Annotated in this window: 20 protein-coding genes and 1 pseudogene; 5 read left to right on the forward strand and 16 right to left on the reverse strand. The window is 38.0% G+C overall.

The window, feature by feature from the left end; genetic code table 11:
• Positions 1–131: 131 nt before the first annotated feature.
• Together B9P78_RS05270 and B9P78_RS10610 are read right to left on the reverse strand one after the other, a co-directional pair.
• Positions 132–2,758: pseudogene (locus B9P78_RS05270) on the reverse strand (cation-translocating P-type ATPase).
• 183 nt (positions 2,759–2,941) lie between these two features.
• A complete protein-coding gene (locus B9P78_RS10610) occupies positions 2,942–3,115 on the reverse strand; it encodes a hypothetical protein (protein WP_158520578.1) in 174 nt (57 codons plus the stop codon).
• Positions 3,116–3,495: 380 nt separating this feature from the next.
• On the opposite strand from B9P78_RS10610, the gene nrdH reads away from it, so the two are divergent.
• Positions 3,496–3,717: a glutaredoxin-like protein NrdH gene (gene nrdH, locus B9P78_RS05275; protein WP_094518470.1), complete on the forward strand. Its 222-nt coding sequence runs from the start codon at positions 3,496–3,498 to the stop codon at positions 3,715–3,717.
• A 68-nt stretch (positions 3,718–3,785) separates the two neighbouring features.
• Here the strand turns inward: nrdH and B9P78_RS05280 are convergent, their stop codons facing one another.
• From B9P78_RS05280 to trpX, 3 genes are read right to left on the reverse strand one after another with little or no spacing between them, the layout of a single operon-like run.
• Complete coding sequence (locus B9P78_RS05280; RefSeq protein ID WP_094518471.1) at positions 3,786–4,580, reverse strand: ABC transporter ATP-binding protein; 795 nt, start codon at positions 4,578–4,580, stop codon at positions 3,786–3,788.
• The gene (locus tag B9P78_RS05285; RefSeq protein ID WP_094518472.1) at positions 4,580–5,470 is read right to left on the reverse strand and encodes an ABC transporter permease; all 891 of its coding nucleotides are present in this window, start codon (positions 5,468–5,470) and stop codon (positions 4,580–4,582) included. The genes B9P78_RS05280 and B9P78_RS05285 overlap by 1 nt, the downstream gene beginning before the upstream one ends.
• A 14-nt stretch (positions 5,471–5,484) precedes the next feature.
• Positions 5,485–6,552: a tryptophan ABC transporter substrate-binding protein gene (gene trpX, locus B9P78_RS05290; RefSeq protein ID WP_094518473.1), complete on the reverse strand. Its 1,068-nt coding sequence runs from the start codon at positions 6,550–6,552 to the stop codon at positions 5,485–5,487.
• A gap of 447 nt (positions 6,553–6,999) precedes the next feature.
• Here trpX and B9P78_RS05295 point away from each other — a divergent pair, with 447 nt between their 5' ends.
• The 3 genes from B9P78_RS05295 to B9P78_RS05305 all read left to right on the forward strand — a co-directional run bounded on the left by B9P78_RS05295 (position 7,000) and on the right by B9P78_RS05305 (position 10,510).
• Positions 7,000–8,655 carry an NFACT RNA binding domain-containing protein gene (locus B9P78_RS05295; RefSeq protein WP_094518474.1) on the forward strand — a complete coding sequence of 552 codons (1,656 nt, stop codon included), beginning with the start codon at positions 7,000–7,002 and terminating at the stop codon, positions 8,653–8,655.
• A gap of 15 nt (positions 8,656–8,670) precedes the next feature.
• Positions 8,671–9,753, forward strand: coding sequence for an alanine--glyoxylate aminotransferase family protein (locus B9P78_RS05300; RefSeq protein WP_094518475.1), 1,083 nt, complete (start codon positions 8,671–8,673; stop codon positions 9,751–9,753).
• Positions 9,754–9,841: 88 nt separating this feature from the next.
• The gene (locus tag B9P78_RS05305; RefSeq protein ID WP_094518476.1) at positions 9,842–10,510 is read left to right on the forward strand and encodes an HAD family phosphatase; all 669 of its coding nucleotides are present in this window, start codon (positions 9,842–9,844) and stop codon (positions 10,508–10,510) included.
• 50 nt (positions 10,511–10,560) lie between these two features.
• Here the strand turns inward: B9P78_RS05305 and B9P78_RS10170 are convergent, their stop codons facing one another.
• From B9P78_RS10170 to B9P78_RS10180, 3 genes are read right to left on the reverse strand one after another with little or no spacing between them, the layout of a single operon-like run.
• Positions 10,561–10,875: a diacylglycerol kinase family protein gene (locus B9P78_RS10170; RefSeq protein WP_369824348.1), complete on the reverse strand. Its 315-nt coding sequence runs from the start codon at positions 10,873–10,875 to the stop codon at positions 10,561–10,563.
• Positions 10,876–11,322 (reverse strand): diacylglycerol kinase family protein, encoded by a 447-nt coding sequence (locus B9P78_RS10175; protein ID WP_369824349.1) that lies wholly within the window; start codon positions 11,320–11,322, stop codon positions 10,876–10,878.
• Positions 11,323–11,337: 15 nt separating this feature from the next.
• A complete protein-coding gene (locus B9P78_RS10180) occupies positions 11,338–11,484 on the reverse strand; it encodes a hypothetical protein (RefSeq protein WP_233487731.1) in 147 nt (48 codons plus the stop codon).
• 193 nt (positions 11,485–11,677) lie between these two features.
• On the opposite strand from B9P78_RS10180, the gene lexA reads away from it, so the two are divergent.
• On the forward strand, positions 11,678–12,289 hold the full coding sequence (lexA, locus tag B9P78_RS05315) for a transcriptional repressor LexA (protein ID WP_094518477.1): 612 nt from the start codon (positions 11,678–11,680) through the stop codon (positions 12,287–12,289).
• A 213-nt stretch (positions 12,290–12,502) separates the two neighbouring features.
• Here lexA and B9P78_RS05320 read toward each other — a convergent pair whose 3' ends face one another.
• The 8 genes from B9P78_RS05320 to glyQ all read right to left on the reverse strand — a co-directional run bounded on the left by B9P78_RS05320 (position 12,503) and on the right by glyQ (position 21,651).
• Complete coding sequence (locus B9P78_RS05320; protein ID WP_094518478.1) at positions 12,503–13,015, reverse strand: adenine phosphoribosyltransferase; 513 nt, start codon at positions 13,013–13,015, stop codon at positions 12,503–12,505.
• Complete coding sequence (locus tag B9P78_RS10185; protein WP_233487732.1) at positions 13,015–14,490, reverse strand: single-stranded-DNA-specific exonuclease C-terminal domain-containing protein; 1,476 nt, start codon at positions 14,488–14,490, stop codon at positions 13,015–13,017. Before B9P78_RS10185 ends, B9P78_RS05320 begins: the two co-directional genes overlap by 1 nt.
• The gene (locus tag B9P78_RS10190) at positions 14,471–15,358 is read right to left on the reverse strand and encodes a DHH family phosphoesterase (protein ID WP_233487733.1); all 888 of its coding nucleotides are present in this window, start codon (positions 15,356–15,358) and stop codon (positions 14,471–14,473) included. Before B9P78_RS10190 ends, B9P78_RS10185 begins: the two co-directional genes overlap by 20 nt.
• A gap of 31 nt (positions 15,359–15,389) precedes the next feature.
• Positions 15,390–16,187 carry an SDR family oxidoreductase gene (locus tag B9P78_RS05330; protein WP_094518479.1) on the reverse strand — a complete coding sequence of 266 codons (798 nt, stop codon included), beginning with the start codon at positions 16,185–16,187 and terminating at the stop codon, positions 15,390–15,392.
• Between the two features lie 28 nt (positions 16,188–16,215).
• A complete protein-coding gene (gene rnz / locus B9P78_RS05335) occupies positions 16,216–17,136 on the reverse strand; it encodes a ribonuclease Z (protein WP_094518480.1) in 921 nt (306 codons plus the stop codon).
• Positions 17,137–17,242: 106 nt separating this feature from the next.
• The gene (gene obgE, locus B9P78_RS05340) at positions 17,243–18,568 is read right to left on the reverse strand and encodes a GTPase ObgE (protein ID WP_094518481.1); all 1,326 of its coding nucleotides are present in this window, start codon (positions 18,566–18,568) and stop codon (positions 17,243–17,245) included.
• A 33-nt stretch (positions 18,569–18,601) separates the two neighbouring features.
• A complete protein-coding gene (glyS, locus tag B9P78_RS05345; RefSeq protein WP_094518482.1) occupies positions 18,602–20,680 on the reverse strand; it encodes a glycine--tRNA ligase subunit beta in 2,079 nt (692 codons plus the stop codon).
• Complete coding sequence (glyQ, locus tag B9P78_RS05350; RefSeq protein ID WP_233487734.1) at positions 20,680–21,651, reverse strand: glycine--tRNA ligase subunit alpha; 972 nt, start codon at positions 21,649–21,651, stop codon at positions 20,680–20,682. The genes glyS and glyQ overlap by 1 nt, the downstream gene beginning before the upstream one ends.
• Between the last annotated feature and the right edge of the window lie 112 nt (positions 21,652–21,763).

Here is a 21,763-nt window from a genome sequence, read left to right on the forward strand (position 1 = left end):
TTTAGTCACTTTAACCATAGCAGAAAGGGGTTCTTTTTTCATCACTTAACGGGTGAAGATGAAAAAGTAATTGTAAGCTGCCGTGAGGCAGTTTCACATGGTTTTAATTAAAAGTATGAATTATTCAGGATTTATTTAGCGGGGAAAACTTTTTTCTTCAATTCCATCAGTACAGTTGTAGATAAGGCCAATCCTGTTGCAATAGCCCAATGCATTAAGCCAAAAGTATCTGGGATTGAGAATACCCCTCTAACTACCGGTAAAAGAGTGATACCATATAGACCTAAACAAGCAATAAAGGCCATTAATATATATTTGTTAGTAAAGAATCCTGCTTCAAAACTAGTTTGAGTAGTCGAACGCGCAGGGAATACTTGCAATGTTCTAGATAAAATAAGTGTTGTAAAGGCCATCGCTACACTTATCTCAGCTGAGTACTGCAACCCAATAAACTGAGAAATGATAACCGCTAGACCGATTAAAGAACCCCGGAATATAACTGTGCTTAAGGTTTTTCCTGACAAAATAGACTCATCAGGATCTCTCGGTGATTCATTCATGACGTTAGGTTCTCTAGGCTCTAATCCCAAAGCAATAGCAGGAAGGGAATCATTAGCTAAGTTAATAAAGAGTAATTGTAATGCTGTAAAGGGGTTAACCCAATTGAGTAATAAAGCAACTAAAATCGCAATAACAGCACCTAAGTTACCTGAGAATAGGTAAGTAATAGCTTTTTTAATATTACTGTAAACCGTACGCCCGACAGCAACCGCATGAACGATAGAAACAAAATTATCGTCTGTTAAAATCATAGCAGAGGCATCTTTAGCAACGTCTGTTCCGCTTCCCATTGCGATTCCGATATCAGCTTGTTTTAATGCAGGGGCGTCATTGACTCCATCACCAGTCATAGCTGTTACCTGGTTTTTCTTTTGCCAAGCATCAACAATTCTGATTTTGTTTTCAGGAGTGACACGAGCATAAACGGATATTTTTTCTAAGTTGTTCATTAGCTCTTCATCACTTAACGCGTCTAATTCTTGTCCAGTATAAGCTAGATCGCCTTCCTTAAAGATGTTTAAGTCACGTCCGATAGCACGAGCGGTTGTTTTGTGGTCACCCGTAATCATAACTGTTTTAATGCCAGCATGTTCAGCATCTTGAACGGCATGATAGACTTCTTCTCTCGGAGGATCAATCATCGCAAGTAGACCAATAAAGATTAAGTCACTTTCGTCTTCAACTTCGACGGTATCTTTTTCAATGGGTTTGTATGCAAAAGCTAAGACACGAAAAGCTTGGTCAGAAAATTCTTCGTTTTGAGCTTTGAGTCTTTCTAATCTTTCTTCCGTTAATTCAACGATTTCACCATTCATCTTAATGCGTGAACACAAGTTAAAGATGATATCCGGTCCACCTTTAGTTAACAGACGTTTTTCACCATCGATTTCATGGACAGTGGACATTCTCTTTCTGCTTGAATCAAAAGGTAATTCTAGCAAACGCGGGTATGTCGAGCGAATATTCTCGTATGGAGCATTTTGTTTATTACTGTAAACAATTAAGGCCACTTCAGTAGGGTCACCGCTAGATTCTCCTTTTTCATCGATATTGGAGTCGTTAGCTAACACAGCTATTTGCATGAGTAATCTTTCAGACTCTGACCACGTTTGCTTATCCCCTGAGAACAAGTTTGATTCACCATTTGGAATAAATGCATCCACTACCGTCATTTTATTCTGAGTTAAAGTACCTGTTTTATCAGTACAGATAACACTAGTTGAGCCCAGTGTTTCAACTGCGGGCAATTGTCTAATAATGGCATGTTGCTTAGCCATTTCTTTTGTCCCAACAGACAATACAATCGTTACAATGGACTGTAATGCTTCTGGTATAGCTGCAACAGCAACGGCTACCGCAAACATGAAGGCATTGACTAATGGAACTGTGTAGCCTGCGGATTACCTAAGAAAATACGAATAGCTTGTATTCCGAAAATCAGTATTGATAGGAGAAGAATGCCAATACCCAATTTTTTACTGAAATCTTCCAGCTTACGTTGTAAAGGTGTTTGTTTGGCTTCTGCACTTTGAATTAACTGGGCAACTTTACCCATTTCCGTGTCTTCGCCGATAGCCGTTACAACCATCTTCCCTCTACCATATGTGACAAGTGTTCCGCTATAAGTCATATTGCTTCTGTCAGCTAAAGGGGTGTCTTCCTCTAAAGCATCTGTAAATTTATCTGAGGCTACTGATTCTCCTGTTAAAGATCCCTCTACGACTTGAAGAGATTCCGCTTCAATCAAACGGCCATCTGCAGGAATATTGTCTCCAGCTTCTAATATAACAATATCTCCTTTAACCAATTCTCTGGCTTCCACATTCTGTGGGCGACCATTTCTAATGACTGTAGTCGTTGGAGTAGCCATTTGTCTTAAAGACTCTAAAGAATCTTCTGCCTTTTTTGTTTGAACGACACTTAATATTGAATTGATGATAAGCACCGCAAAAATAATGAGAGATTCAACAGCTTCTCCTAATACGATTTGCACGATGGCAACGATAAGCAAGACGATAACCAATGGGTCTTTAAAGGTATCAATGAACATAGAGAGTGTAGACTGTCTATCTTTTCTACTGATTTCATTAAACCCTTGTTCTTCTTGCCGCTTTTTTGCATCCTCCGTCATAATTCCTTCGGTAGAGGTGTTTAAAGACGACAATACCGTTTCATTACTTTCTTTATAATAATCCATTTTCTGTCCTTTCTATGCTTTTGGAGTGAGATAAAAAAGACGCATACGGAAAAACTCACTCACTTCCGTATGCGTCTTACTATTTAATACAGCACCAGCAGATAAATTATCTACGTTTGGTGGCACTGTAGCAGTAAAAAACTGCCAGTTACTCCCGCACTTCTTATTTTAATGTCAAACTTATTATAAATAACGGAAGGAAAAAAAGCAAGTTAATTCACTTTCAAATGAGGGGAGAATATGTGTTAAGTGTTGTTCGATTAGGACTAAACCAGAATCACTTGATAAACGAGCACCATCATGAGAAACGATTAAATTATTGTTGAATTTTACGGCATTTTCTTGTAAAGTAACCACTGAGAGAACCCCTTTCTATGGTAGTTTGTGGTGAATTAACCATATCAGAAAGGGGGTCTTTTTTCATCACCTAATGGGTGATGAAGCAGATTACTTTAAAGACTATTAAATCAATGTTAGGAAAGACTATTAGTCAAACTATGAATTATTCAGGTATTCATTTTACAAAACAGAATATACAAAAAACTAAATTTGCACTTTTATACCCATAGCCAATTATTTAATCTTTCTAAAACTTTTGTCGCAGCAGGCTTCTCCTAAAATTCTCAAAAATTCAGCTGGTAAATTAAGGTGAACACCTTGACTCTTTGAAGTTTACCCTATATATTGTGGTAACACACATAAATATTACTACATGTTGGTAATTTAGGAGGATAACAATGGTAACTGTATATACAAAACCAAACTGCATGCAATGCAACTTTACAAAAAAATATCTAACTGAAAAAGAAATCGAATTCCAAACTATTGATGTAACTGAATCTGCTGAAGCTTTAGCCAAAGTAAAAAACATGGGCTTTCAAGCTGTTCCAGTTATCGTAGCTGAAGATCAAGAAGCTTTTTATGGTTTCCAACCAGACCGTCTAGCTAAATTAGCTTAAGCTTAAAATTAAATCCCCCTCAGGTGAGTCACACATAAGTGATGTTCGTGAGGGGGATTATTTTTTATTTAAATTGTTGCATCTTGATAGTCTGATTCGGCTAAATCAGCCATAATCTGATATAAATCTGCAGCTGTTAATGCATCTTTTTCATCTTTAGAAAAATCACGAATAATTTTTCCGTGATGTAATAGAATCATGCGATTCCCATAAATCAATGCGTCTTGAAGATTGTGTGTAATCATAAGTGCAGTTAAATTATGTTCGTCAACTTGAGCTGATGAAATTTCTAAAATGCGTTTTGAAGTCTTTGCATCAAGCGCTGCCGTATGCTCATCTAAGAGTAAAATTTCAGGTTTTACTATTGTTGCCATCAATAAAGCAATTGCTTGTCTTTGCCCTCCTGAAAGAAGTCCGATTTCAGCATCTAATCGATTTTCCAATCCTAAATGTAATTGACTTAATGCTTCATGGAACAGTTGGCGATTTCCATCTTTCAAGGCCAAGCCAAATTCTCTTTTTTGCCCTCGTTTTAAAGCCAAAGATAAGTTCTCTTCAACAGTCATCCTTGGTGCTGTGCCCATACTTGGATTTTGGAAGACGCGTGAAACTAATTTTGCGCGATCTTCCTCAGCTGTGCGCGTAATATCTTGACCATTTAACAGAATACTACCGGAATCTAACAGAAAGGTACCTGCAATTGCATTCAAAAGCGTAGATTTACCCGCACCATTTCCACCAACAATTGTGATAAAGTCACCCTTTTCAACAGTTAAGGATAAATCATCTAAAGCTGCGAAGGCATCCGGTGTACGTTTGTTAAAAATTTTGCTTGCTTGAGAAATTTCTAATAATGAAGTCATTATTTAGCCACCTTTCTGTATTCACGGTAATCAGCTAGTTTGTTTTGGATGGTTGGAATAGATAGACAGATTGCAACAATTACTGCTGAGAATAAACGGAAATCGTTGGCATCGAAGTTTAACATTAAGACGATCGTTAATAATAAACGGTAGATAATAGAACCTATTAAAATCGTCACAAATCGTACCCCCAGTTTTACATTTCTAAATAATACTTCACCAATAATAATAGAGGCTAGACCAATTACCACTGTCCCCACACCCATTTGAATATCGGCATATCCATTGTCAGTAGCAACTATATAACCTGAGATGGCAATTAAACCATTGGCTAACATATAGCCCAGCATCTTCATTTCACCTGTTTGAATACCCAAAGATTTTGCCATTTGAATATTGTCACCTGTAGCAATTAAAGCTTGGCCCATTTCAGTTTTAAAGAAATAAGTTAAAAATAAAGTGATAATCGAAACTACTATCATGCCAATAAAAATCGTATCAACATTTCGAGGAAGACTTAACCCAGCAATACTTGTCTTCAATGTATCAAGTCCTGATAAAGACATATTTGCCTTACCCATGACCTTCAAGTTAATAGAATAAATACCTGTCATGGTAATAATACCTGACAATAATGGATTGATATGCAGACGTGTTACTAAGAAACCGGTAATTGCCCCGGCAGCCATTCCAGCTAAGAAGGCAAGCAGTAAGCTCGTATATGGATCAACACCAAATGAAAGCATTTGTGCCCCCATGGCTGCGCCTAAGACGAAAGATCCTTCAGTCGTCATATCAGGCGCATTTAAAATTCTAAATGTGATATAGATACCCAAGCCCATTACAGCCCAGATTGTTCCTTGAGAAATTGCACTAATAATCATTTCCATATAATCTTCCCTCCTTATGCGCCTACTAATTCGGCATATTCATCACTATTTACATCAATAGCTGAATCCAATATTTCTTGTGGGATTTCAATGCCTAATTCTGCAGCTTTTTCTGTATTGATAAAAGTATCTGTTGCTTCATTGTAAATAATTGGGTAGGTCGCTGTGTCAGCTCCCTCAATGACATCCGCAATGACTTTCGCAGTTAGGATACCAAATTGATATTGATTAATACCCACAGTAGCTAAACCACCATCAGCCACCATAGCATCTACTACTGGAATAACTGGAATTTGATGCGAATCTGTCACTTGAATTAGGGTATCCATAGCACTGGCAATGGTATTGTCGTTTGGTACAAAGATCGCATCTACTTGGCCAGCCAGTTGTTCTGCTACTGAAGCAAGGTCATTAGTTGAAGTGATCGTCAGCTCCACAACTTCTAAATCACGAGCTTCTGCTTCAGCTTTTGCCGCCTCAACAGTTGTTGTTACATTTGTTTCTGATGAATTATAAATAATACCAACTTTTTGTACACCTGGTAGTAAGGTTTGCATCAAATCGAACTGTTTATCAACTGGCGCTAAATCCGTAACACCCGTAACATTTGCTCCTGGTTCTTCATCAGATGCGACAAAACCTGCACCCACTGGATTAGATACCGCCGATAATATAACAGGACGATCACCGTTGGCTGCATTTGCTAATGCTTGTGCTGCTGGTGTTGCAATCCCAACCAAGATATCCGCATCTTCAGCGATAAATGAATCTGCAATCATTGCTAAGTCTGATTGGTTTCCTTGGCCATTTTGATAATCAATTGTGATATTTTCACCATCAACATAGCCACGTTCAGCTAAACCGTCATAAATCCCTTGATTAATTAAGTCTAAAGAAGGATGTTGAATAAATTGTAACAAACCAATTAAGATGTCATCATCCGTCTCAACTAACTTTGTTTCACTCACTTTTTCATTTGCTGTGTTTTCTGCATCCCGGCGTGCAATCAGTGACGGCATAGCCAAATAAATTGAAAATAATGCAATAACCAATATTGCCCCTAATCCTGATATCTTCTTCATGTTATTCCTCCTAATATTAATGCAATAAAAAAACGCCCCATTTAGACTGTAGGACGTTTACATCCCACACCAATGATTTTCAAAAATCACTATCATGTCTATGTGGGCGTTTATTTTGAAGTACTCAAATAGGTTTCACCACATAGATACAGTCCAGAAAACTGAAGTTGTATCTATGCGCACGAGGCAGATACAACTAATTCTTGCGGCTTTGCCAATATTTCATTGTACGTGTTTCAGAAAACATTTGAGTGACTCCCTTCGCTTGATTCAATATTCTATAAATAAATATTAACAAATCATGAGAAAAATGACAAGACTAAATATAACATTTTTTCATTTATTCTGTATATCTGCTTTTCCAAACTAATAGTAGCAAGCAAACCGACATTTTTGCCAAAATAGCATAAAACGCCTATAATATAAAGTTAGGAAGGTGGTGCTAACATGTCTTTTGACGGTATGTTTACCCATGCAATGATTCAAGAATTAAATACACAATTTCAAGGAGGCCGTATTCACAAAGTACAGCAACCCTATGACATGGAATTGGTACTCACAATTAGAGCGAATCGAAAAAATCATAAATTATTAATCTCAGCCCATCCAAATTTTGGACGACTACAAGTAACTGAACAAGTTTACAATAATCCTGAAACACCACCGAACTTTACCATGGTATTGCGGAAGTATGTAGAAGGAAATATTATTGAGAATATTGAACAGTACGATAATGACCGTATCATTATCTTCAACTTAATTAGACGTGATGAACTTGGCGATGAAAGTAAACAACAGTTAGTTGTTGAAATTATGGGGCGCCATTCAAATATCTTTTTATTAGACCAAGACGCAAAAATTATTGATGCAATCAAACACGTGCCAATGTATCAAAATACATTCCGTACTATTTTGCCAGGTGCAACCTATCAATTACCACCCCATCAAAATCAAATCAATCCTTTTAAAATAGGCGAACAGTTTGAAACAGATAAATCATTAATGACACCGAAGTTCTTACAAAGTCAGCTGATGGGCCTTGGAAAAGATTCTGCGAATGAATTAGCGTTCTTAATTGAACACTCTGATTTGAAACCCTACCAAGTAATTCAAAACTTCACAAAAGGTTTTGATCAACCCAACCCAACTATGGTACAAGACGGTGATAATCAAGTTTTCTTCGCCTTTCCCTACCAAAGTGTTACCGGCGAGCAAACACATTTCGATAGCTTAAGTGATTTACTCACAACATACTACATTGAAAAAAGTAAGCATGATTATGTACGTCAAGTTGGGAATGCAATTATTCAAGTCGTGGATAAAAATTTGGCGCATCAACGCAAACGCTTAGATAATCTAAATCAAGATTTACTTAAATCAAGCAAGGCAGATAAGTTTAAACTGAAAGGTGAACTATTGACAACCTACCTATATCAAATTGAAAAAGGTCAGGCTGAAGTGGTTTTAAATAACTACTATGATAATGATACACCAATTACTATTAGTTTAGACCCTGCCCTAACACCTTCACAAAACATGCAAAAATATTACCATAAATATAATAAACTCCGTGCAGCTATCGACCATATTGAACTACAAAAATTAGATGCAGAAAACGAAATTCAATATTTAGAATCTGTCCAGACTCAAATAGAGATGGCTGAGCCAAATGAATTGGCAGATATCCGTGAAGAATTAGTGGAGCAAGGATATATACGTAAACAAAAACAAGATCATAAAAAACGCTCAAAAAATGATTCTGCGAAGCCACATGAATTTGAATCATCTGCTGGTAATCGCATTTTAGTCGGTCGCAATAATAAACAAAATGACCAACTAACGATGCGAACTGCACACAAAGATCACTACTGGTTTCATACCAAGGATATACCTGGTTCCCATGTTATTCTTGAAACAAACAATCCTACCGATGAAGAAATTGTGGAAGCAGCTGAACTAGCAGCCGCACATTCTAAATATCGACATGCTTCAAATGTGCCCGTTGATTATACACAAGTCAAACATGTGAAGAAACCCAATGGCGGTAAACCAGGATTTGTTAACTATTTTGAACAAAAAACCGTTTTTGTAACGCCAAAATAATGTAGGTGACTAAATATGCATTCAAACAAGCAAATATTACTTAGCCCCACTAATCTACCAAAACCAGTGCTAAAATCAGTTGATAATTGGGCTATTTTGCAAGATCCAAATAATATCAAAAATATATATCAGACAGTTCAAAATGGTATGAAAAAGATTTTTGCAACCGCACATGAGGTCCTTGTTTTACCAGGTTCTGGTACAGAAACGATGGCTGCTTCCTGCCAACATTTCTTCGCCCCCGGTGATGAAGTGGTTGTGCCCTATAATGGAAAATTTGGTAAATTATTTTATGAACTAGCAGTCCGAGTTGGCTTAAATGCGATTCCCGTAGAATTTGCAAATGGGGAAGATATTGATGTGAATATAACACTCAGTCATATTACTGCTAATACCCGTGGTATATTAGTCACACATAATGAAAGTGCCACCGGTATTACAACCGATATTGCAGAATTTGGTAGGCAAGTCCAAAAATATGAAGATATATTACTAATCGTCGATGCGGTATCATCAGCAGGTTGCATGCCAATCGATATGGACCAAAAGCATCTTGATGTAGTCCTCACTACTTCAAAAAAAGCTTTAATGGCCCCTCCAGGTTTATCCTTCATAGCAGTGAATAATCGTGCTTGGCAACGTGCAGAAAGCATTGCTGCCGATAAGTCAACTTCACCATTTGGGGGAAACCTTGTAGATGCTGATCTTATTTTTACAAAAAATGCACCAGCTACCGAGATCCTGGTAGCCGTCTATCAAGCCTTACAGCTGCTAGAAGCGAGAGGTCTCGAAAATGTCTACACCTACCATGCTGAAAATGCCAAATTACTTCGGACAAGTATGAAAGATTTGGGCTTCCAACTTTTAGCCAAAAATCCTTCTTCCGCTTCAAATAGCGTAACTTGTATTCTCGCACCTGGTAAAGCAAAGTATTACATTAAGGAACTGAAAAAAAGAAATATTGAAGTCGGTGTAGGCCTAGATGCCCTAACTGAAGATACCTTCCGGGTAAGCACTATGGGTTATATTTCTAAACAGGATATTACAAGCTTTATCAGAGCTTTAAATGAAATTGTCACAACAGATGAATTAAATTAAATTAATTTGTGTTCGTCCAACTTGTATAGCATATTAGGCTTCAAGTTGGACTTTTTTGTGAAACATTTTGACAGAAAGTTGGATTTGAATGTATAAAGATTTACAATTAGCAATTTTTGATATGGATGGTATCTTAGTTTCATCGGAGCATGTATATGCAAACGGTTGGCAACATGCCTTAAAAATGTTGAACCTAGAAAATATCGTACCTAAGGAAAACCTTTTTTATATGCGTGGCGCGTCAAGTGCTAGTAACATGGAAACGATTGATCGTTATGTGAAAGATTGGTCGATTACGCAACAAGTAAAAAAAGCTCGTGATCAGTTTTTTATTGATGAATTAAATGCTGGCCACGTCCCCCTTTTACCCTATGCCATAGAATTACTGACCTATTTACAAAATAAAGCTGATGTACAACTAGTTCTTGCATCTAATACGCCTACTAGTCGTGGTCAACTTATTTTAGATCGCTATGACTTAGCCAAATATTTTGACCATATTATCATGGGGGATCATGTTAAAAACCTCAAGCCCGCCCCAGATATTTACCTCAAGGCACTTGAATTAGCTCAAGTTTCAGCTGACAAAGCGGTTATTTTTGAAGATAGTTTGGCGGGCGCTACGGCTGGCCTACTTGCAGCAGTTGATATTTTACTCATACCTGAGGAACCACTGCCGGATGAAGCAATCGCCAAGAATGATAAAATTATTGCTGTTTTAAACAGTTTGGCCGATGCCCTGCCTTATTTCGAATAATACAAAAACCACAGCTAGACCACCTTAATTGGTAGAGCTGTGGTTTTTTACTATACAATTCTTCTATATGCGTGTTTCTTCACTTGAGCCGTAAAAGCTGGTAAATGATAAATTTCTCCATCGCAATTTACCACCATATCCGCCCCATCTTTACTGGCATAATGAACCCAATCACATAATAAATGATGAAGGGCCTCAACATCCTCGTGTTTACCAGAGAAAAACTTCATGATCAATGGGCGTATTTTGCGCGTTGGCAACTGATCGGCATATACGAGTTCCAAAACACCATCATTAATTTGACCGGATGGATTTATCTTAAATCCACCGCCATACATCACGCCATTACATATGGCGGCTAATATCTAGGGACTAGGTTCTACCATTAACACTTCTTGGCCTAGTTTAGCTTTTATATTCACGTGAAAAGCAGTACCGCCTTTCAGCGCACTTGGGATTGAAACCATATAAGCATATTTTTGGAATAGTTTCACCCTATCTTTAAAACTATTGGCAGCCTCAACCACGGCAGCATCTAAACCTACGCTCGCAATATTTAAGACATATTGGTCGATTTCGGGAATAAAGATGGCATCCGTAGGCGCTGTCGCACCAACAAAAATGTGATGCAGTTGATCAGCAATCGATCTTTTTCCATATAGGCCACTATATAAATCATTGCCCGTGCCCAAAGGCAAAATTGAAAAGATCAAAGATGTATACATGACCAAATTGCCAATAGATAATACTGTACCATCACCACCACAAGCAATAACCACGCCGTCACGATAACGATTGGCAAAGCGTTCGATTAAAAATTGGCTGGATTATATCGAGGTTGAATAAACGAGAAACAAATCTTCTTTGCTAATACTATATTGGTCTGCTACGTTGATAATCAACTGGCTTGTATCATTCTTCTTTCGGTTACCTGCAGCTTGGTTGAAAATAAATAAATACCCACGATTTGTCATGTTTACACCCTATTTCCTGTTCTCATTAAAACCTATTATAACAAAATTTAGGCAAATAGAACTGATTCTGTACCGATAAAGGCAAACACATTTCTTATCGAATGTATGTTTGTGTATACCGAACGTATGTGCTATACTTATTAAAAATATAGCGCAAAGTTAGATTTCACATCCAACAAAAGGAGCAAAGCTAATGAAAGAACGCCAATTACAAATTTTACAATTTATTTATTCTAACATTCAAAGCCAAGGGTTTCCCCCAACTGTTCGTGAAATTTGTGAAGCCGTTAACCTATCGTCTACATCAACCGTTCACGGACATCTCTCACAACTTGAAAAGAATGGTTACCTATTAAGAAATGCGACGAAACCTAGAGCAATGGAAATTACTGATAAAGGTCTCGACCTTTTAGGCATTAATATCCATGGTATTCCAATGATAGGTATCGTTACAGCTGGTCAACCAATAACAGCTGTTGAAGATATTGAAGACTATTTCCCTGTACCACCTACTCTAAAAAATCAATCAGAAACCTTGTTTATGCTGAAAATCCGCGGAGATTCAATGATTCAAGCCGGTATTCTTGATGGTGACTACGTCATTGTTCGTCAAGAATCTACTGCCAAAAATGGTGACATCGTAATTGCCATGACAGATGAAGGTGAAGCGACCTGCAAACGTTTCTTCAAAGAAAAAGGACATATTCGCTTACAACCAGAAAATGATACATTGGAACCTATTATCTTACCCGATGTCCAAATTTTAGGGAAAGTAATCAGTTTATACCGTGAACATACTTATTAATTGCTACTTTATTCAAACAAAAATAGGCTGGGACAAAAGGTCTCTCAAAAAAATACACGCCCAAAACTATGAACTTTTTTGTTCAGTAGTGGGCGTGTATTTTTCTATATCTTTATAAAAATAAACGAAAGTGGGACTACTTTTTTCGCAAAAGTAGTTTTGTCCCAGCCTCAAGTTATGTTGGTCAAATCTGACTATCCAATGTACAAATGATTAATAGTGCATTAGTGAGAAGATTTCAGTATCTGCAATTTTATCTCTTGCAGCAAATTCGTCTAATTCAATAATAAATGCCGCACCGACAACATCTCCACCTAATTGTTTCACTAATGAAACACATGCTTCAATTGTACCACCAGTAGCCAATAAATCATCTACAATTAGCACCTTATCGCCCGGTTTAATCGCATCTTTATGGATTTGTAAAGTTGAATGACCATATTCTAAACCATAATCAATTGATTCAATTTCACGAGGTAATTTACCTTTTTTACGAGCAGGTACGAAACCTTTGTCCAATTCATATGCAACAGGACACCCTACGATAAAACCACGAGCTTCAGGTCCTACAACAACATCTACTTCTTTTTCGCGTGCGAATGCAACAATTTCATCAATTGCAGCATGAAATGCTGGTCCATTGCTCATTAAAGGCGTAATATCTCTAAATAAAATGCCTTCCTCTGGGAAATCAGGTACATCTGCTACAAATTCTTTAAAATCCATTATTTTCCTCCTGTGAAAAAGTAATCTTTAATTTTATCTACATCTTTATATCGTAAAAAACGTTCACCTTCGATGCGTAAATGCCATTTTTCCATTGTATTCGTGCTTAATAAATCAACCTTTTCAGTGACTGGTATGGTCACCAAATCATTATGATGCCATTGAACTAAGCCTGCTTCAATCATTACTTCAACGATTACATCTAATCGAGCCTTGGGCATTTTGAAATAATCAGCCAAAGCTTGTTCTTTCCCTTTTAGAGGAATAGCACCATGACCAAGCATATATTTATATACAGCAGCGAAGTCCTCACGTGTGGGTTTTCCCACCATATAGGCATTTTTAGCTGAGTATGCATACACATAGACATTTTTCACTTCGTAATAAGCTATCAAGTTTTTCACGCTAGTTAAATCTAGGGGAATATCAAAAATAACTATTGATTCAGGTACAAATCCAAGATCTTTACCTGCTAACAAATCTGGTATGTCTGTGGTTTTCAAACCAAAACTATTATACGGTACTTCTTCAGCAAAATTGTCAAAAAACAGTTTTTCCTCAAATAGATAAACAGCATTTTGTATCGCCATGATTTGATTCCGTTCTTTCATACCACGTAAATCAAATACACTTGGTCCATCTTGGCGGATATCTTGAATAATTGCCTGTGGCTCTTGGCTACCATTCCAACTATTAATGGAAAGCGTCACTACGACATCAACGGGGGCGTTAGGCGTTAGTTTCTCAGCTGTTTGTGCTGACTTAAAAGCGATCATCGAAGCTTTTACATCATCCAAAGCAACCGTTAATTTCAAGGTATCTTTATTTTTGCCAATGACTTGAATCTGTTGAATCGGTAAATTTTTCAACAAGAATAAAGGTTGTTGGTTACCAGTACCAAATGGCTTTAAGGGCGCTAAGGCTTGCACATTTTCCAAACTAATCGCGGATAAGTCAATTTCACTATCTATATGTAGTGGTGCTTTTCGGTTTAATACAGGCGCATAGTTTGCCATTTCATTGACTAAAGCGTGGCACCAATCCTCAAACTTATCTTCCTTAATCGTCATACCGGCAGCCAGTTCATGTCCCCCAAATTTTTGGGCGAAAGGCTTTCCTGCTTGTAGGACTTTAAACAAATCTACCCCTTCAACAGACCTTCCAGAACCTTTAAAACTAGCTGTTTCAGTATTTTGGCTCAACATAATCGTTGGGCGATGGTATTTTTCAACCAAGCGACTCGCAACAATCCCTAACACACCTTCATGCCATCCCGGACGGCCTAAAATGATGATATTTGGTAATGATGCTTTAGCATCCACAATGGCCATCGCTTCTTGAGCAATGTCTTCCACAATCGCTTTTCTCTTAGTATTTTGTTCTTCAAGTAGGTCTACTAGTTCAACTACTTCCAAATCATCAAAAGATGTCAGGAAACGTACCCCCGGATTGGGATCACCTAACGCCCCAGGCATTTAAACGTGGCCCTAGGATGAAACCAATCGTTTGTTCATCGATTTGATGGGCACTTATGGATTCCTTATCAAAAAACGTTTGTAGTCCTAAGCGTTCTGTATGACGCATTTGCTCAAGACCAAGTGATACAATCATACGATTTTCACCAGTTAATGAAACCAGGTCAGCCACGGTACCAATTGCAGCAACATCTAATAAATCAGTCGGGGTTTCACCTAGTAGTGCACTTGCAACCTTTAAAGCAACGCCGGCCCCAGCTAAATCACCGAAAGGATAATGCCCCTCAGGATGACGTGGATGTACAATCGCATAGGCATCCGGTAAGCTATCACCAATTTCATGATGGTCCGTAACGATGACATCAACACCTTGGCGCTTGGCATAAGCAATGGCTTCATGACCAGCAACCCCATTGTCACAAGTAAGAATTAACTGCACACCTTGTTTAATATAATATGCGTAGACATCCTCATTTGGTCCATAGCCATCATCAAAACGATTGGGTAAATAATATTGGACATTAGCACCCATGGACTCCAAGGTTTCATAAAAGATGGTTGTTGCGCTTATCCCGTCAGCATCATAATCACCATAAATCAGAATATTTTCATAATCCTCGATAGCCGTTGCCAATCTTTGAACAGCCTTATCCATATCATGGAATAAAAAAGGATCATGGAAACCTGTAGCTTTATTTAGATATTCTTCCATTGCTTCCCGCGTTTGATAGCCTTTTTCATAGACCACGCGCACAAGCATTTTAGATAGCGACAAATCCTCAGAAACAGACTGCATCAACGCCTCACGCTGACCATCATTATCATCCCTATGATCCGGCGTTATCCATTCATATACTGATTGCAACAAAATAAGCCCTCATTTCTAGTCAAAAAGTATCTTAATCTCTAAATTGACCCTTTTCATAAGCTAAATGTATTAAGCGATAGCCAAGCGTTGGCGCTAAACCAAGCACGCGGCTCAACATGCCATAGTAACCTGGCATAACAACCTCTAATTGATCTTTTTCAATGGCCGTAAACATTTTCTCCGCTACACGCTCGGGTGTCGTTGAAAAAGCTTTGACATTATCAAAATATGCACCGTCTTTATCCGCTACCTCAAAGAAAGGCGTGTCAACTGGTCCAGGTAAGATACAAGTTACGGTAATCTTAGTATCCCACAAATCTTGACGTAATCCATTGGCAAAGGCATGCACACCTGCTTTAGTTGCAGCGTATACCGCTGATTGAGGTGTTTGTAAAAGACCAGCAACTGAAGCAATTAACGTGATATTTGTTTTAACTGTATTTTGCGCTAACATGCCTGATGCAAATCGCTTCGCTAAAAACATAGTAAGCAATAAATTGGTATGCGTTAATTTTTGAATTTGGGCGTAGGGTTGATCATTCACATAAGAAAAATCACCAAAACCTAGACAATGAACAAAGTGATCAATTTCACCCTGTTCAAAGCAATATTTAGCAAAAGCTTCGGCCTTATCACCATCAGCCAAATCAGCATTATACGCTAAAACTTGCACTGAACCTAATGCTAAGGCTTGCTTCTTCACTTCTTGTAACCGTTCTTGATTACGTCCGTTTATGATCAAAGCATGCCCTTGGCTAGCCATTTTATAAGCAAAGGCTTGTCCAATACCACTTGATGCACCTGTAATGACTGTATAAGTTTGAAACATTTGAATCACTCCTATATGTTTAAATCCATTAATCAATCGCTACTGAATCAAAATCTTTTACTATTTGTGTGTTTTCAAAAACTTTTTGTGCATCTAACTCCAGTTGACCAGCGGCTTTACCAACATAACGTGCAGAAATATGTGTAATCAATAATTTCTTCACGCCTGCAGTCGCAGCAACCTTACCTGCTTGATTAGCCGTTGAATGGAAATAATTTCTTGCCATTTTTTCTTCGCCTGCCGCAAATGTTGCTTCATGAACAAGGATATCCGCATCTTTAGCTAAGGAAATCGCGTGTTCATTATAGCGGGTGTCACCAAGGATGGTCACTATATGCCCTTTTTTATCTGGTCCAATATAATCTAAGCCATTTAATTGGCGACCATCTTCAAGCGTAACTATCAGGCCTTTTTTCAGTCGACCTAATAAGGGGCCATTTGGTACGCCATCTTCGCGTGCCTTATCTATCAATAATTCACCCGTTTGATCTGCTTCCACTATGCGGAAACCATAAGATTGGATTGCATGGTCAAGCGTATGATAAATGACCTGATATTGATCGTTTTGAAAAGCAATGCCCTCTTGATCAAGTTCAATGATTCGTAATTCATAGCCAAGTGTCGTTTTAGTTAGGCGTACAAAGCTTTGAATATACTCCTTAATCCCTTTTGGTCCATAAACGGTTAAGAGACTATCGCCACCTTGATGACTTCGGCTAGACAAGAAACCTGGCAAACCAAAAATGTGATCACCATGTAAATGGGTGATAAATATTTTACTTACTTTACGGGGTTTCAAGGTTGTTTTTAAAATTTGATGTTGGGTTGCTTCACCACAGTCAAACATCCACATCTCGTTACTTTCATCTAATAATTTTAACATGATACTAGTGACATTTCGATTTCTACTCGGTACACCTGCACCCGTTCCCAAAAAAGTTAATTCCACTTTTTTCGCTCATTTCTATTTTAAAATTGGACATCAAAAACCAAGAGCGTACCCTTTCTCCAAACGATATTGGTGAAATGTACGCTCATGAATAGACAGAAAATGTCTATTCTTGGAATTCAAATTCGTAATCTTCAATTCGGATAATATCGCCTTGTTGTGCACCACGGGCTAGTAAAGCCTTATCAACACCAATATTTTTCAATTGGCGGGCAAAACGTAATGCGGACTCGTCGTAATCCAAATTTGCCATTTTGAACATCTTCTCAATCTTATCACCATATAGGTAGAAGGTACCATCTGATTCACGACCAATATAGAATGGTGGTTCCTCATCTTGTGGCAATTCGTAAACAACTTGTTCATCTGTTGCTTTATTACCTTCTTCAGCAATACGCTCTTCTTCTTGACGAATCAGATCAGCGGTACGATCCATTAATGGATCCAAACCTTCTCTTGTATAAGCTGAAATTGGGAAAATTTCTGGCACTTCTAATTCAGGGAAGTTTTCAGCAAAATATGCCGCAATCTTTTCCTTAAATTCTTCGATGTATAGTTCAGCTTCTGGAATATCCATCTTATTGGCCACAATAATCGTTGGACGTTCCATCAAATGATCATCGTAATTCTTAAGCTCTTTGTTAATGGCCACATAGTCATCAAATGGATCGCGGTTTTCAAAACCACCCATATCAATCACGTGTAAAATTACCTTAGTACGTTCAACGTGACGAAGGAATTGGAAACCAAGACCAATACCATCTGCGGCACCTTCAATTAAACCTGGTAAATCCGCTAATACGAACGATTCATTCGAACGCGTATTCACTACACCCAAGTTCGGGGTGATGGTTGTGAAATGGTAATCCGCAATTTTTGGTGTTGCTGCGGTAACTACAGATAAAATGGTCGATTTACCAACAGAAGGGAAACCAACTAAACCGGCATCGGCAATCAGTTTCAATTCTAATTGTAAAGTGATTTCTTCACCTGGTTCTCCGTTTTCAGCAACTTCTGGTGCTGGGTTAGTATGCGTAGCAAACTTCATGTTTCCGCGACCACCACGACCACCATGGGCAACAACTAATTCTTCCCCATTTTCGACAAGGTCTCCGATAATTTGGCCAGTGTCAAAGTTTTTAACAACTGTTCCAGGTGGTACAGATACATACATATCCTGTGCCCCTCTACCGTACATCCCTTTAGACATACCGTTATCTCCGGGTTTTGCCTTGAAGTGGCGGTTATAACGGAAATCCATTAAGGTTCTTAATCCTTCATCCACTTTAAAGATGATATCGCCTCCGCGACCACCATCTCCTCCAGCGGGACCTCCATCAGGTCGATATTTTTCTCGTAAAAAGGCAACCATACCATCGCCACCCTTACCTGCTTTTACCCAGATTTTTGCATAATCAAAAAATGTAGACATGTGTTACCCCTCCTTTCGTTTTTAAATTTGTATTTATTTTGTATTGATGCGATTAGTATCTGCAATGGTTAAAATCGGTTGCGCAATTAAACTTAAAATGGCTAATCGATTGTTACGAACCTTCTCATCATCAGCAAAAATCATATTGTTATCAAAGAATGCTGTAATGGCAGGAGTTAATGCTTCTAATTGATTATAATTGGATTGAAGGTCATTTGTCATCTCTAACCCTTTGGCAGCTTCATATAAAGTAGCTTCTGAATCAGTTTCAAAAATTGCTTCATCAATTGCAACGTCAGCTACATTTAATTCGCGTGCTTTTTCACCTAAGTTTAAAATACGGTTCCAAGCCTCAATTGTTGCTTTGAAGTTGTCCTTGCTGCGAGCATTTTGTAACACTTGGCTTGCTTGCACTTTAGTCAAAACATCATAGCTATTCGCATTTAAAACTGCGTCAGCAATATCATAGCGAATACCATTATCATTAAAAATAGGTTTCAAGCGGTCATTTACGAATTGATTCAAAGCAGTTTGCAATTTTGCTAAGCTATCTTGGTCTTCAATACCGTAAACAGACTGTAAGATATTAATGATATCAGTTTTCCAGTCTAATGTTAATTCATTTTCGATGAGAATTCTCACAATTCCAGAAGTTTGACGACGCAAAGCGAATGGATCGTTAGAACCAGAAGGGATACGATCAATATTAAAGAATGAAATTACTGCATCTAATTTATCAGCGATGGCAAATAATTTCCCTAATGGACTTGTTGGTAATTCACCATCTGCAGAAATTGGCATATAGTGTTCACGAATTGCTGTGGCAACTGCTGGTGTTTCCCCAGCTTCAAGTGCATATTTCTCACCCATGATACCTTGCAATTCAGAGAATTCATCTACGATACCTGTCATTAAATCAAATTTATATATTTCAGCGGTACGTTCGATGTCAGTCACTTCGATGTTCGTTAATTGACTTGACCATTTTTCTTCTAAGTAAGTAGCAATTTGACCAGTACGAGCCATTTTTTCAGCTAATGAGCCAATTTCAGCATGGAAAGTCACCTTAGCTAAACGTGCAGTGAAATCTTCGATAGATTTCGTTTTGTCTTCATTAACAAAGAAGAAACCATCTTCTAAACGAGCAGTCAGCACTTTTTGATTCCCCTTACGGACGTTATCCAAGTACTCGCCATTACCGTTACGTACAGATAAGAATAATGGTAATAGCTTACCGTCTTGATCTTTGATGTAGAAGTAGCGTTGGTGATTTTTCATTGATGTAATTAAGACTTCATCTGGTAAAGCTAAGTATTTTTCGTCAAAATCGCCAATGAAGGCTGTTGGATATTCTACAATCTGGGTTACTTCTTCAAGTAAGTCTTGATCGATATCAATTTGGTAATTATTTTCTGTTGCTAAAGTTGCAATTTGGTCTTCAATCATCTTTTTACGTGTATCTTGGTTGACCACAACAAATTCTTTTGCTAAATCATCTTCATATGATGATGCAGAAGTGATTGTTACAGCTTGTGAACCTAGGTATCTGTGTCCACGAGAAATGCGGTCTGATTGAATATTTAAGAATGAGACTGGGACAAGTGTCTCATCTAATAAAGCGACCAACCAGTGAATTGGACGAATATATTTGACGTCATTAGCACCCCAATGCATTGATACTGGGAATGACATTTGTTCGATGACACTTGCAATTTCAGGTAATACTTCTAAAGCGTCTTTACCAGGGTTAGAAATATTAATGAAAACATATTCTTCCCCTTTCACTTCTTCAAAGTAAATATCTTCAACAGAGGCGCCTTTTCCTCGTGCGAAACCTTGGGCAGCTTTTGTCCAATTGCCATCTTGATCTTGGGCAATGCGTTTGGCAGGTCCTTTTGCTACCTCAGAAAAGTCTTCTTGTTTTTCAGCAATACCATTTACCCGAACAGTTAGACGTCTTGGTGTTGCTAAAGTTTCAACCGTTTCAAAAGCTAAACGATTTTCTTTTAGGAAAGCTGAAACTAGGCTTTCTAATTGGTTTACAGCATCGCGTACGTATTGAGCAGGTACTTCTTCTAAACCAATTTCAAATAAAAATGTATGTTGGCTCATTATTTTTCCTCCTTCAATAATGCTTCTGCAGTTTCACGATCTAACAATGGGTAACCAAGGTCAGCACGTTTCTTCACAAACATTTTGGCAACACGACGTGCCATATTACGGATACGTGCTAAATATGCTGCGCGGTCTGTAACAGATACCACCCCACGTGCATCTAACAAGTTAAATGTATGAGAACATTTTAAGATGTAGTCGTATGCTGGGTGAACTAATTCATTATCAATTTGTTTCAGTGCTTCTGCTTCGTATTGGTTGAATGCTTCAAATAACATATCTACATTTGATTTCTCGAAAGAGTAAACAGAATGTTCATATTCTGGTTGTCCGAAGATTTCACCATATTTCACGCCTTCAGTCCATTCAATATCATATACTGAGTCGACTTCTTGAATGTAAGACGCTAAACGTTCTAGACCGTAAGTCAATTCCGATGTTACAGGTTTACACTCCAAACCACCTACTTGTTGGAAATAGGTAAATTGGGTAACTTCCATACCATCTAACCAAACTTCCCAACCTAAACCAGCACAACCTAATGATGGGTTTTCCCAGTTATCTTCTACAAAACGGATATCATGTTTCAATGGATCAATACCCAATTGTTTTAAACTTTCGATATACAATTCTTGGATGTTATCTGGATTTGGTTTCATCACTACTTGGAATTGGTGATGTTGGTACAAACGGTTAGGGTTTTCACCATAACGACCATCAGCTGGACGACGAGAAGGTTCAACATAGCATGCATTCCATGGTTCTGGACCGATTGCACGTAAGAAAGTGTATGGTGACATAGTCCCAGCACCTTTTTCAGTGTCATAGGCGTTTAAAACTAAACAACCTTGTTCTGCCCAATAGTTTTGAAGTGTTAAGATAATTTCTTGAAAAGTTTTGTGCGTAGTTGCCAAAATATTCACATCCTCATTTTCTATAAAATTTTGCTCAAATACACAGGTAACCATGAAAAAGCCCCTATGCATTTGAAAAAGACCAAACACATAGGGACGATAGTATCGCGGTTCCACCCTACTTCTAGCAGCTCTTGCTACTAGCGCTTTATTGTTAAGTGCTCCA

The organism is Aerococcus sp. 1KP-2016 (genome assembly GCF_002252085.1).
Lineage (GTDB): Bacteria > Bacillota > Bacilli > Lactobacillales > Aerococcaceae > Aerococcus.

What these genes read in the sequence shown, in the direction of transcription:
- nrdH (WP_094518470.1), top strand. Translation starts at nt 3,496, where the DNA reads ATGGTAACTGTATATACAAAACCAAACTGCATGCAATGCAACTTTACA.
- B9P78_RS05280 (WP_094518471.1), bottom strand. Translation starts at nt 4,580, where the DNA reads ATGACTTCATTATTAGAAATTTCTCAAGCAAGCAAAATTTTTAACAAA.
- B9P78_RS05285 (WP_094518472.1), bottom strand. Translation starts at nt 5,470, where the DNA reads ATGGAAATGATTATTAGTGCAATTTCTCAAGGAACAATCTGGGCTGTA.
- trpX (WP_094518473.1), bottom strand. Translation starts at nt 6,552, where the DNA reads ATGAAGAAGATATCAGGATTAGGGGCAATATTGGTTATTGCATTATTT.
- B9P78_RS05295 (WP_094518474.1), top strand. Translation starts at nt 7,000, where the DNA reads ATGTCTTTTGACGGTATGTTTACCCATGCAATGATTCAAGAATTAAAT.
- B9P78_RS05300 (WP_094518475.1), top strand. Translation starts at nt 8,671, where the DNA reads ATGCATTCAAACAAGCAAATATTACTTAGCCCCACTAATCTACCAAAA.
- B9P78_RS05305 (WP_094518476.1), top strand. Translation starts at nt 9,842, where the DNA reads ATGTATAAAGATTTACAATTAGCAATTTTTGATATGGATGGTATCTTA.
- B9P78_RS10180 (WP_233487731.1), bottom strand. Translation starts at nt 11,484, where the DNA reads ATGACAAATCGTGGGTATTTATTTATTTTCAACCAAGCTGCAGGTAAC.
- lexA (WP_094518477.1), top strand. Translation starts at nt 11,678, where the DNA reads ATGAAAGAACGCCAATTACAAATTTTACAATTTATTTATTCTAACATT.
- B9P78_RS05320 (WP_094518478.1), bottom strand. Translation starts at nt 13,015, where the DNA reads ATGGATTTTAAAGAATTTGTAGCAGATGTACCTGATTTCCCAGAGGAA.
- B9P78_RS10185 (WP_233487732.1), bottom strand. Translation starts at nt 14,490, where the DNA reads ATGCCTGGGGCGTTAGGTGATCCCAATCCGGGGGTACGTTTCCTGACA.
- B9P78_RS05330 (WP_094518479.1), bottom strand. Translation starts at nt 16,187, where the DNA reads ATGTTTCAAACTTATACAGTCATTACAGGTGCATCAAGTGGTATTGGA.
- obgE (WP_094518481.1), bottom strand. Translation starts at nt 18,568, where the DNA reads ATGTCTACATTTTTTGATTATGCAAAAATCTGGGTAAAAGCAGGTAAG.
- glyS (WP_094518482.1), bottom strand. Translation starts at nt 20,680, where the DNA reads ATGAGCCAACATACATTTTTATTTGAAATTGGTTTAGAAGAAGTACCT.
- glyQ (WP_233487734.1), bottom strand. Translation starts at nt 21,651, where the DNA reads ATGGTTACCTGTGTATTTGAGCAAAATTTTATAGAAAATGAGGATGTG.